Raw genomic sequence first — 12,145 nt, 5'->3', positions numbered from 1 at the left:
AAGGTCAGGGGGCGTTCAGGACGACCGTGTCGGCGGCGGTCAGACCGAGGTCGGCGACCTTGGCGAGCAGGTGGTTGTTCATGCCCCGGTGGTGCACCATCGCGCCCTTGGGGCGGCCGGTGGAGCCGGAGGTGAAGATGACGTAGGCGAGCCGGGCCGCGTCCGGGGTGCGGGGCGCGGCGGGCGCGGCGGGGTCGTCGGGGTCGTGCACGGGCAGCGCCTCGGCGTGCGCGCCGCCCGCGGCGGCGATCCGGTCCGCCGCCGCTTCCTGGCCGGGGCCGGCCAGCAGCCAGCCGGCGTGCGCGTCGGCGAGCAGGGCGGCCGAGCGCTCCACGGGGGCCCGGGTGTCGAGCGGGAGGTAGGCGGCGCCGGCCGCCTGGATGCCGAGGAAGCCGGTGACGGCGGCGGCGCCGCGCTCGGCGAGTACGGCGACCACCGCGTCCGGTCCGGCGCCGCGGGCGCGCAGCCGGGCGGCCAGCCGGTCGACGCGGTCCACCAGGTCCCGGTAGGTGAGGTCCCCGTGGTCGTCGGTGACGGCCACCGCGTCGGGGCGTTCGGCGGCGACCTCGCGGACGCGGGCCACGACGTCGGTCAGGGACTCGGGAGCGGCGGTGTCGTTCCACTCGACCAGCAGCCGGTGCGTCTCGTCGGCGGCGAGCAGCGGGGCGCTGCCGATCCGGGTGCCGGGGGCGTTCGCGGCGGTCTCGGCGAGCCGGGCGAAGCGGTCCAGGAACGCCTGCGCGGTGCCGCGCTCGAACAGGTCGGTGCGGTACTCCAGGGCGACGAGGACGCCGTTCTCGTCGCCGGCCGGGGTGCGGTGCTCGCGGATGTTGAAGGACAGGTCGAACTTGGCGGTCCCGGTGGGCACGTCGAGCAGGCCGAGGGTGAGGCCGTCGGCGGCGGGCAGGGCGCGCTGCGAGCTGTCCATGGCGATCATGACCTGGAACAGCGGGTGCCGGGACGTCGAGCGGGCCGGGTTGAGCACCTCGACCAGCCGCTCGAAGGGCAGCTCCTGGTGGGCGTAGGCGCCGAGGTTGCCCGCACGGACGCGGGCGAGCAGCTCGCGGAAGGTGGGGTCGCCCGAGGTGTCGGTGCGCAGCACCAGGGTGTTGGTGAAGAAGCCGACGAGGTCGTCCAGGGCGTCGTCGGGGCGGCCGGTGACGGGGGTGCCGAGGGGGATGTCGGTGCCGGCGCCGAGCCGGGTCAGCAGGGCCGCCACCACGGTCTGGACGACCATGAAGGTGCTGGTGCCGCCGGCGCGGGCCAGCTCGCCGAGCCGGCGGTGGGTGGCCGCGTCGAGGTCGAGGGTGACGAGGTCCGCGGCGGGTGCCGAGTGGGCCGTGCGGGTGCGGTCGGCGGGCAGTTCCAGGTGGTCGGGCAGGCCGGCCAGCCGCTCGGTCCAGAAGGCGATCTGGCGGGCGGCCTGGCTGTCCGGGTCGTTCTCGTCGCCCAGCGCCCGGCGCTGCCAGGCGGCGTAGTCGGCGTACTGCACCGCGAGCGGGGGCAGTTGGGGCGCCGTTCCGGCGCGGCGGGCGTCGTAGGCGGCCGTGAGGTCGCGCAGCAGCGGGCCGAGCGAGCCGGCGTCGGCGGCGATGTGGTGCAGCAGGAGCAGCAGGACGTGGCGCTCGGGGGCGAGGGCGAACAGGGTGGCGCGCAGCGGGGCTTCGGCGGCGAGGTCGAAGGGGCGGGCGATGGCGGCGGACAGCTCGCCGGGGAGGGTGGCGTCGGTCACCGCCCGCACGGGGGCGGGCACGGTGCCGGTGGCGGGCAGGATGTGCTGGGCGGCCACGCCGTCGCGCTGGCGGTAGACGGTGCGCAGGATCTCGTGCCGTGCGGTGAGGTCGCCGAGGGCGGACTCCAGGGCCTGCCGGTCGAGTCGGCCGTCGAGGGTGAGGACGAGCGGGATGTGGTAGGCGGCGCTGGGTCCTTCGAGCTGGTCCAGGAACCACAACCGCTGCTGGGCGTGGGAGAGTTCGAGGTCGCCGGTGCGCGGGACGGGGGCCGGCGCGGGCCGGCCGGCCGCGGGGGCGCCCAGGCGGTCGGCGAGCCGGCGGACCGACGGGGCGGCGAAGACGGCCTCCACGCCGCAGTCGACGCCGAGTTCGGCGCTGATCCGCCGGGCCAGCCGGGCGGCCATCAGGGAGTGGCCGCCGAGCATGAAGAAGTCGTCGTCCGTGCCCACGTCCGCGAGGCCGAGCGCGTCCGCGAACAGCGCGCACAGCGCCTGCTCGCGCGGGGTGGCCGGGGCCCTGCGGGTGCGGGCCCCGGGGGCGCCCGGGTCGGGCAGCGCCCGGTGGTCGACCTTGCCGTTGGGCGTGAGCGGGATCGCGGCGAGGACGGTCAGGGTGGCGGGCACCAGGTAGCCGGGCAGCGCCTCGGCCAGGGCGTCGCGTACGGCGTCGACGTCCAGGCCGTCGCCGGGCTCGGCGGGGACGACGTAGCCGGCCAGGGCGGGCGCCCCGGTGGCGTCGCGGCGCACCGTCACCGCGGCCTGGCCGACGGCCGGCAGCCGCAGCAGGGCGGCCTCCGTCTCGCCGGGCTCGACGCGGTAGCCGCGGATCTTGACCTGGTCGTCGGCGCGGCCGACGAACTCCAGGGTGCGGTCGGGGAGCCGGCGGACCAGGTCGCCGGTGCGGTACATGCGCTCGCCAGGCCGCCCGAAGGGGTTGGCGACGAACCGCTCGCCGGTCAGCGCGGCACGGCCCAGATAGCCGCGGGCGAGGCTCGGCCCGGCGACGTACAGCTCGCCGGTGACGCCGGGCGGCACGGGCAGCAGGGCGCTGTCGAGCACATAGACCCGGGTCTCGGCGAAGGGGTCGCCGATGGGGGGTGTGCGGGTGCCGTCGAGCGCCTCGCTCATCGTGGCGCACACGGTGGTCTCGGTGGGTCCGTAGCCGTTGACCAGGACCCGGCCCGGCGCCCAGCGGGCCACCAGTTCCTCGGAGCTGGCCTCGCCGGCCACCAGGATGGTCATGCCGGGCGGCAGGTCGCCCTCGGGGTTCAGCACGGCGAGCGAGGACGGCGGCAGGATGGCGTGGGTGATGCCGGCCTCACGGGTGAACGCGGCCAGCGGGTCGCCGGGCAGCAGCCGCTCCCGCGGTGCCAGGACGAAGGTGGCGCCGGCGAGCAGGCCCATGCACAGCTCGGGCACCATCGCGTCGAAGCCCATCGACGCGAACTGGAGCACCCTGCTGCCGGGGCGCACGCCCAGGCGTTCGATGAACGTCTGGGCGAGGGCGGGGATGCCGGTGTGGGTGACGAGGACGCCCTTGGGGCGGCCCGTGGAGCCCGAGGTGTAGATGACGTAGGCGGGGTGCCCGGCGGTCAGCGCGGCGGTGCGGTCCTCGTCGGCCGGGTCGGTGTCCGCGGCGGCGGCCAGTTCGGCCAGGACGGCCGGGTCGTCCAGCGCGAGGGTGGCCGAACCCGCCTCACGGGCCGCGGCGGCGGTGGTGGCGTCGGTGAGCACGCACACGGGGTGCGCGTCGCCGAGGATGTGGGCGATCCGGGCCGCGGGGTAGTCCGGGTCGACGGGGACGTAGGCGGCGCCCGCCTTGACCACGGCCAGCAGCGCGACGACGAACTCGGCCGAGCGGGGCAGCAGCAGGGCGACCCGGTCCTCGGGGCCGACGCCGCGGGCGATGAGGAGCCGGGCGAGCCGGTTGGCGCGCCGGTTCAGCTCGGCGTAGTCGAGGACCGTGTCCTCGTACCGGACGGCGGGGGCGTCGGGCGTCCTGCGGACCTGCCGCTCGAAGAGACCGGCCAGGGTGGGGGCGGGCCCGGCCGCCGCGGGGGCGGGCGGGGCGAGGACGTCCGCGAGTTCGTCCGCGCCGAGCAGGCCGAGCCTGCCGAGGGGGGTGCCGGGTTCGGCGAGCGCCTCGGCCAGCCGGCCGATGAAGGCCACGTAGCGGTCCTGGTGGGCCGCGAGTTCGGCGGTGCCGTACAGCTCGGGGTGGATGTCGAAGTCGACCCGGACGGGGGTGCCGTTGCCGCGGTCGTAGACCGAGATGGCCAGGTCCTCGATGAGCCGCAGCGACATGTTGTGGGCGTCCGCCCGGCTGCCCGCGAAGCGCAGGTCGTAGTCGAAGGGCACGACGTTGATCAGCGGCCCGAAGAACCGGCGGTGGTCGTTGGGCAGGCCCAGGTCGCGGCGCAGGTCCTCGCCGCGGTAGCGCTGGTGGGCCGAGACGCCGCGCAGGGCGACGCGGGTGCGCTCCAGCAGTTCGGCGACGGTGGTGGCGTCGTCCACGGCCACGCGCAGCGGCACCACGTTGGCGGCCATGCCCGGGGCGCGGCGCGAGTGCGGGCCCGGCCGCGCGGTCACCGGCAGTCCGAGCACCACGTCGGTGCAGCCGGTCATGCGGTGCAGATAGGCGACGGTGGCCGCGATGACGATCCGGGAGCGCGCGGTGCCGGCCCGCTCCGCCGCCCGCACCAGCGCGTCCTGGACGTCCGCGGGAAGGTGCGCGCTGCGGCGCACGAAGTCCGCGGAGGGCACGAGGGGGCGGGCCGACAGGGCGATCGGTTCCGGCTGGTCGGCGAACCGCCCCTGCCAGAAGGCGCGGTCGGCGGTGAACTCCTCGGAGGCGCGGTAGGCGGCGTCCTCGGCGAGCAGGGTGCGCACGGAGGCGAACGGGCCGGGCTCGGGCTCGGTGCCGGCGACGAGCGCGGAATAGAGGTCCGCGACCCGGCGGACCAGCAGGGCGGCGCCCACCCCGTCCAGCAGGATGTGGTGGTAGGCGTGGTACCAGAACCAGCGGTCCCGGGCGACGCGGAACAGCGCGTAGGTGAACAGTTCGGTGCCGGTCAGGTCGATGCGCCGGCGCAGGTCGCGCCGCATCCACTCCTCGGCCGCGCGCCGCGGGTCGGACTCGCCGGACACGTCCACGATCCGCAGCCGCCAGTCCGGTTCGGCGCCGATGCGCTGGCGCGGGCCGTCCTCGGTGTCCACGAAGGTGATGTGCAGGGCGTCGGCCTCGGCGGTCATCCGGCGCAGTGCCCGCTCGAACAGCTCGGGGTCCACGGGGCCGTGGATCTCCAGGTACTCGGCCGCCCGGAAGATCGGGCTGTCGGGCTCGACGGCCTGTGCGAACCACACCCCTGCCTGTGCGCCCGTCAGCGGAAGCAACTGCTCGCCGTCGGTAAAGGACAGAGACAGATCCATAATTCCTCGCCATTCACCTACGGTTGCGCGGGAGGGGAATTCCTGCTCGCACAAGACACGGAAAAGAATGCGGTTCCCGGCGGACGGGGTCCGCGCGCTCCGAGGAGGTTAGCCCGACCCCGGCACACCGGCCTGGACAGTGGCTATACGTCAAGCTGCCCCTTTCCAGGGCGGCTTGGGTGTGCGAGAAAGGGCAGGTTGAGGTCGGCCCGGCAACAGGAGATCAACCATGTCCACAGCCCTTCCGACGAGCCGTCGAATCACCGGTGACACGGCCCGCGACACCCTCGATTTCCTCTTGGCCCGAGTGGAGCGGCGCATTCAGGAATTCCTCGCCGAAGAGCGCCGCGTCTGGGCGGAGCGCAACCCGGATTCCACGGAACTGATCGACTGCGTGGCCCGCATGGTGGGCAGCGGCGGCAAGCGATTGCGCCCGGCCTTCTGCGTCGCCGGATATCTGGCGGGCGGCGGCGATCCGGGCGACGACGCCGTCGTGGACGTGGCGGCGGCCCTGGAGCTGCTGCACACCTTCGCGCTGCTGCACGACGACGTCATGGACGACTCGGGGCTGCGCCGGGGCGAGCCAACCGCGCACCGGGCGCACTCCGCGCTGCACCGGGAGCGCGGCTGGCGGGGCGAGGCCCGCCGGTACGGCGAGGGCGTCGCCGTCCTCGCCGGCGACCTCGCCCTGGTCTACGCGGAACGACTGCTCGCCGACTGCCCGCCCCGGGCCCGCCGGGTCTGGGGCGAGCTGTGCACGGAGCTGATGGTCGGTCAGTTCCTGGACGTGCGGGCCGCCGCCCGGTTCGTGCCCGATCCGGAACTCGCCCGCTGGATCGCGCTGTTCAAGTCGGGCCGCTACACCGTCTACCGTCCGCTGGCGATGGGCGCCGAACTCGCCGGGGCCGGCGAGCTGCTGGGCCCGTTCGAGGAGTACGGGCTGGCCGTCGGCGAGGCGTTCCAGCTGCGCGACGACCTGCTGGACGCCTTCGGCAGCCCCGAACTGACCGGCAAGCCGGCCCAACTCGACTTCCGGCAGCACAAGATGACGCTGCTGATGTCGTACGCGCTGCGCGACGACGCGGAGATCGCCGCCCTGGTCGGCGACGACCCGGCGGGCGCCGACCCGGACCGCCTGCACGACCTGCTGCTGGCGAACGGCTTCCGGGACACCGTCGAGTCGGCCATCGCCGAGCGGCTGCGCAGTGCCGAGGAGGTCGCCCGGCGGGCCCTCGCCCCCGACTGGTCGGCGCAGCTGTGCGCCATGGCCCGGCAGGCCGTCCACCGGACCGGCTGAGCGGCCGGCGTCCGCTCCCCCGCGCCACCCGTATGCCCCCCACCCCGCCCCCCACAGTCACATCCCCACCCCCGCATCGGAGGAAGAACCGTCATGCGCATCCTGTGCACCGTCACCGGCAAGCCCTCGCACGCGCGCGCCATGCTTCCGCTGGCCCGGGCCTGCGCGGAGGCCGGCCACGAAGTGCTCGTCGTCGTACCGCCGGAGCTGACCCATGTGTTCGCGCACGAGCCGGTCTCGGTCCTCGGCGCCCTGCCCGCCCCCGGCTCCTCGTCCCGGGTCGGCCCCAAGCTCGCCGACACCTTCCGGGCGCTGCTCCCGGTCGCCCGTGACTTCGGACCCGCGCTGATCCTGCGCGACGGCACGGAGTTCGCGGCGTCGTTCGTCGGCGAGGAGCTGGGCGTGCCGCACCTGCCGGTGCCCTCCGGCAGCGGCAACGTGTTCGACCCGGCCCTCGTCCTGGCGCCGCTGAACGAACGGCGCGCGGAGGTGGGGCTGCCCCCCACCGACGACCCGCACGCGATCTTCCGCTACGGCCGGCTGGACTGCATGCCCCCCGACCACAGCTTCATCGCCAACCCGACCCCGCACACCTTCGCCTACCGGCAGCCCGCCACGGTCGACCGGGCCGAGCGCCTGCCCGGGTGGGTGGCCCAGCTGCCCACGGACAAGCCGCTGGTGGTGGCCGCGATCGGCACCGCGCTCCCGCAGTTCAAGGACCTGCGCCCGCAGGACCACAACATCCCGCTGGACCGGTGGGCGAAGTACAACCCGACCACGCTGCTGAACGCCATGGTCGCCGGCCTGTCGCGGGTCGACTGCGTCGCGGTGGTCGCGACCGGCGGCGTCCCGGTGGAGCAGGAGCGCGTCGCCGGCAACGTCCACCTGGTCGAGTCGTTCGCCCAGCCACTGTTGTTGCAGTGCGCGCAGCTGATGCTCACGCACGGCGGGTACAACAGCATCCGCGAGTGCGTCGGGGCCGGAGTGCCGATGGCGGTGCTGCCCGTCTTCGGCGACCAGCCGCAGAACGCGGACCGGGTGGAGGAGCTGGGCCTGGGCACCCGGATCCGGGACGTCGACGCCGCCGAGATCGCCAAGGGCTGCGAACAGGTGCTCCAGGACCCGGAGTTCACCCGGCGGGCGCGGAGTGCGCAGCGCCGGATGCTGGCCCTGCCGAGCGTCGCGGACGCGGTGGCGGAGCTGGAGCGGGTGGCGGCGGAGCGCTCGCCGCTGCGCGGCGCGTAGCTCGCCCCGGCCGCATGACGAAGCCCGCCGGTCGCACCGACCGGCGGGCTTCCTCGAGTGGTGCGCCGCGGCTACGACATGGCCACCAGGATCCGGCGCGCCCCGGTGAACGCCCGGCGGCCGTGCGCCACCGCGACGTTGTCCACGAGCAGCAGATCGCCGGCCTCCCAGGGCACGTCCACCGCCGTGCGCATGCCGGTCTCCTGGATGTGCGTGATGTACGCGGCCGGAATGGGGCTCCCGTCCGCGAAGGAGGCGTTCTGCGGCAGCTCCTCCTCGGGCATGATCGCGGCGAGCGCGGCCGCGTCCTCGCCGAGGCCCGCGATGTGCCACTGGTCGGCCTGGTTGAACCACACCTCGGTGCCGGTGACCGGGTGTTCCAGGGTCGCCCGGCGCAGCTGGGTCACCCGCAGCGTGCCGTCCGGCTGCCAGCTCCACTCGGCCCCGGCTCCCGCCAGGAAGGCCTCGACCGCGGCGCGGTCCTCGGTCTCGAAGGTGGCCTGCCAGCTCTTGCCGAAGCCCACGCCGTCGTGCAGGTTCTGGGTGTAGCGGACACCGCCGGCGAAGGCCTCGCGCACCTCGGGGTCGAGGGAGTCGAGCCAGAGCCGGCCGTCGACCAGGGGGGTGGACCCTCCGGTCTCGGGCGCCACCTCGCAGTAGAAGAGGATCCTGGCGGGCCATGCGTGGGCGTACGACATCTCGTTGTGCATGGAGATGTCGTACTCGGCCGGGTACTCGGTCGACGTGTAGAGGTTGCGGCCGACCTTGGTGCGCGGCGAGTTGCCGTGGACGTACGCCAGCCGCTCGGGCAGCAGCAGGTCGGCCACCGCGTCGTAGCTGTCGGTGCCGATGCCGAACCCGCGGAAGAAGACGGCGCGTTCGGCCGTCAGGAGTCCGGCGATGTCGGCGCCGGCCAGGAACTCCCGCAGTCCTTCGGGGCTCGCGGCCACGCCGAGGTCGGCCGGGCGGACGATCCGGGGCCGCCAGGTGCCGGTGGCGGCGGTGGCGGGTGGGGTGTCGAGTCGGGTCATGGTGCGTCCTTCCGTTGCAGCGGTGCCCGGTTGCCCGCTGGGTTGGCGTGGTCCTGCGCCGCGGGAGCGCCGTCGAAGCGGGGCGGCCGGCGCGAGCGGAACGCCGCCACGGCCTCGCGGACGTCCGGCGAGCGGGCGGCGACCACCTGTGCGGGCGCCTCCCGTTCCAGGGCGACCGCCAGCGAGGGGGCGTCGGTGTTGCTCTGCAGCACCTGCTTGGTGAGGCAGAGCGAGACCGGGCTGTTGACCGCGATCTCCGCGGCCAGGTCCAGGGCTGCCCGCCGTACTCCGCCGGGCTCGGTGACCCGGTTGGCCAGCCCCCGTTCGACGGCCTCGGGCGCCTCGACCCAGCGGCCGGTCAGCATCATCTCGGAGGCGAAGCCCAGGCCGGTGATCCTCGGCAGCAGCCAGGAGGCGCCCATGTCGCCGCCGGACAGGCCCATCTTCACGAAGGCGGCCCGGAACCGGGCCGCCGGGTCCGCCAGCCGGATGTCGGCGGCGAGCGCGAGCGAGAGCCCGGCGCCGACCGCGGTGCCGTCGACCGCGGCGATCACCGTCTGCGGCAGTTCGCGCAGCCCGGTGACCGCCGCCGCCTGGCGGTGCAGCAGGGCGAGCAGTTCCAGGGGCGGCAGGCCGGCGATCCGGTCCACCTCGCCGATGTCGTACCCGGCGCAGAACGTGCCGCCCGCCCCGGCCAGCACGAGGACGCGCGCCGTCGGGTCCGCGCGCAGGTCGGCGCAGAGCGCGGTCAGCCGGGCGAACAGGTCCTCGTCGAGGGCGTTGCGGCGGGCCGGCCGGTTCAGCGTGGCGACCACGATCCCGGGGTCCGGCCGGTCCACCAGCAGGGTGGCCGGTGATTCAGTCGCGGCCATGCCCGACGGCGCCCCTTTCGTCATTCCGCACCGGCAAGACTCCTCTGACACAATTCACCAGACTCCTCGGGCGATGGTCCGGACACCGTCCGTCCGGAAGAAATGACTCAGCGCACGGCGGCGAGCCGTCCGGCGATATCCGCGACGACCTCCGCCTCCCGGTCCACGAGATAGAAGTGCCCGCCGGGAAAGACCCGGACGTCGAATTCGGTGGCCGCCAGGTCGGCCCACGCGGCGGCGTCCGCGACGGGTACGTCGGGGTCCGCGTCGCCGACGCAGGCCGTCACCGGGGCCCGTACCGGCGCCGTCAGCCGCGGCCGGTAGGTCTCGATCAGCCGCAGGTCGGCGCGGAAGGAGGGCAGCAGCAGGGGCAGCAGCTCCGGGTCGGCGAGCACCGCCTCGTCCATGCCGCCCAGTTCCCGCAGGCCGGCCAGCAGCGCGTCGTCGTCCCCGAGGTGGAGATCACGGTCGCGCCGCGGGCGGGTCGGCGAGGTCTGGCCCGAGACGAACAGCCGGCTCGGCACGGCCCGGTGGAGGGTCTCCAGCCGCAGCGTGACCTCGTAGGCGAGGGCCGCGCCCATGCTGTGCCCGAACAGCGCGACCGGCGTGTCGAACAGTGGCAGCAGGGCGCCCGCGAGGGTGTCGGCCAGCTCGCCCATGTCCCGCGGGCAGGGCTCGGCGAACCGGTCCTGCCGGCCCGGGTACTGCACCGCGACCAGCTCCACGTCGTCGGGCAGCGTCGCCGCCCAGCCGTGGAAGGCACCCGCGGTGCCGCCCGCGTGCGGCAGGCAGACCAGCCGCAGCCGGGGGCCGGCCACCGGACGGAACCGGCGCAGCCAGCGCTCGGCGGGGGGCACGGCGCGTACGGAGGGTGCGGGCGTCACGGGTGGCCATCTCCCGGGTCTTTTCGGCGTCACGACATTTCGAGCACCGCACTTTAATCACTTTTCCCCGGCCCGTCACCACCCTTTATGGGAGGCAGTTTTCCCGTACAGAATTCATCAAGCCGGCCCGGCGGAACCGTCCCTAGAGTGGACCGCAATCACTTCCGGAATTCCCCCCATGGTCATGCCGCCGAAAGGGACTTTCACACCATGAGTTCACTGCCCCTGCGGTCGGTCTATCTCGGTGGCCGGTGGACCGCGCCGCGCGCCACCGGGACCATCGCCGTCGAGAACCCGGCGACCGGCGAGACCGTCGGCGAGGTGCCCGACTGCGGGAACGAGGACGTCCGGCACGCGGTCGACGCGGCCCGCTCCGCCCTGCCCGGCTGGTCCACGACCGGCCCGGCGGAACGGATCGCGGCGCTGTCCTCGCTGCGCGACGCCCTGACCAAGCACCACGAGGAGCTGGCCCGCACGGTCACCCGCGAGATGGGGTCGCCGATCGCCTTCTCCCGGCGCGTCCAGGCCGGGCTGCCCCCGAAGGTGCTCGACGGGTTCATCGACGCGCTGGGCGCCGCGCACGCCGAGGAGCGGATCGGGCACTCCCTCGTGGTGCGGGAGCCGGTCGGGGTGGTCGCCGCCATCACGCCCTGGAACTACCCGCTGCACCAGGCCGTCGCCAAGATCGGTGCGGCGCTCGCGGCCGGCTGCACCCTGGTGTTCAAACCGAGCGAACTCGCCCCTCTCTCCGCCTACCTGCTGACCGAACTGATCGACGGCATCGGCCTGCCGCCCGGCGTCTTCAACCTCGTGCCCGGCCGGGGCGCGTCGGCGGGCGCGGCGCTGGCCGCCGACGACGGTGTCGACCTGGTGTCCTTCACCGGCTCGCTCGCGGCGGGCCGGGCGATCGGCGCGGCCGCGGCCGGCACCGTCAAGCGGACCTGCCTGGAGCTGGGCGGCAAGTCCGCCACCCTCGTGCTGTCCGACGCCGACCTCGCGGTCGCGGTCGAGGACGGCGTGCACAGCGCCCTGCACAACGCCGGCCAGACCTGCTCCGCCCGCACCCGGCTGCTCGTCCCGCGCCACCGGCTGGACGAGGCGCTCGACGTGGCCCGCTCGGTCGTCGCCGACTACGTGCCGGGCGATCCGCAGGACCCGGCCTGCCGGCTGGGGCCGCTGGTCTCCGCCGGGCAGCGCGAGCGCGTCCTCGGGCACCTGGCCCGCGCCGCCGCCGACGGCGCGCGCCGGGTGACCGAGCCCGACCCGGCGATCCGCCCGTCACCCGCCGGGCACTTCGTGGCCCCGAGCGTGTGGACCGAGGTGTCCCCCTCCTCCGCCCTGGCCCGGGAGGAGATCTTCGGCCCGGTCCTCGCCGTCCTGCCGTACGACGACGACGCGGACGGCGTCGAGCTGGCCAACCGGTCCGCGTACGGCCTCGCGGCGACCGTCTGGTCCGCCGACGTCGAGCGGGCCGTCTCCGTGGCCCGCCGCCTCCAGGCCGGCCAGGTCGACGTCAACGGGGCCAGGTTCAACGCCGCAGCGCCGTTCGGCGGCTACAAGCAGTCCGGGCACGGCCGGGAGCTGGGACGCCACGGCATCCAGGAGTTCCAGGAGGTCAAGTCCCTCCAGCTGCCCGCGTGACGCCCCCTTCCCAG

7 protein-coding genes are annotated in these 12,145 nt (G+C 74.8%); 3 read left to right on the top strand and 4 right to left on the bottom strand.

The genetic code is table 11. The features are described 5' to 3' along the window. Nucleotides 1-4 precede the first annotated feature (4 nt). A complete protein-coding gene (locus BLW85_RS34140; protein ID WP_079172512.1) occupies nt 5-5,161 on the bottom strand; it encodes a non-ribosomal peptide synthetase in 5,157 nt (1,718 codons plus the stop codon). A 229-nt stretch (nt 5,162-5,390) separates the two neighbouring features. On the opposite strand from BLW85_RS34140, the gene BLW85_RS34135 reads away from it, so the two are divergent. Next, nucleotides 5,391-6,458, top strand: a complete 1,068-nt coding sequence (locus BLW85_RS34135) for a polyprenyl synthetase family protein (protein ID WP_079172511.1) — start codon at nt 5,391-5,393, stop codon at nt 6,456-6,458. Nucleotides 6,459-6,551: 93 nt separating this feature from the next. After that, entirely contained in the window at nt 6,552-7,703 is a 1,152-nt protein-coding gene (locus tag BLW85_RS34130) for a glycosyltransferase (protein ID WP_074995095.1), read from the top strand. A 71-nt stretch (nt 7,704-7,774) separates the two neighbouring features. Here the strand turns inward: BLW85_RS34130 and BLW85_RS34125 are convergent, their stop codons facing one another. From BLW85_RS34125 to BLW85_RS34115, 3 genes are all read right to left on the bottom strand, one after another. Beyond that, on the bottom strand, nt 7,775-8,734 hold the full coding sequence (locus BLW85_RS34125; protein ID WP_074995093.1) for a TauD/TfdA family dioxygenase: 960 nt from the start codon (nt 8,732-8,734) through the stop codon (nt 7,775-7,777). After that, complete coding sequence (locus BLW85_RS34120) at nt 8,731-9,606, bottom strand: enoyl-CoA hydratase/isomerase family protein (RefSeq protein WP_074995090.1); 876 nt, start codon at nt 9,604-9,606, stop codon at nt 8,731-8,733. Before BLW85_RS34120 ends, BLW85_RS34125 begins: the two co-directional genes overlap by 4 nt. A 107-nt stretch (nt 9,607-9,713) precedes the next feature. Next, a complete protein-coding gene (locus tag BLW85_RS34115; protein ID WP_074995088.1) occupies nt 9,714-10,490 on the bottom strand; it encodes a thioesterase II family protein in 777 nt (258 codons plus the stop codon). Between the two features lie 210 nt (nt 10,491-10,700). On the opposite strand from BLW85_RS34115, the gene BLW85_RS34110 reads away from it, so the two are divergent. After that, entirely contained in the window at nt 10,701-12,131 is a 1,431-nt protein-coding gene (locus BLW85_RS34110; RefSeq protein WP_074995085.1) for an aldehyde dehydrogenase family protein, read from the top strand. The last annotated feature ends 14 nt before the right edge of the window (nt 12,132-12,145 follow it).

Origin of the sequence: Streptomyces misionensis (assembly GCF_900104815.1) — a bacterium.
Lineage (GTDB): Bacteria > Actinomycetota > Actinomycetes > Streptomycetales > Streptomycetaceae > Streptomyces > Streptomyces misionensis.
This window is presented reverse-complemented; position numbering and strand designations above follow the sequence as displayed.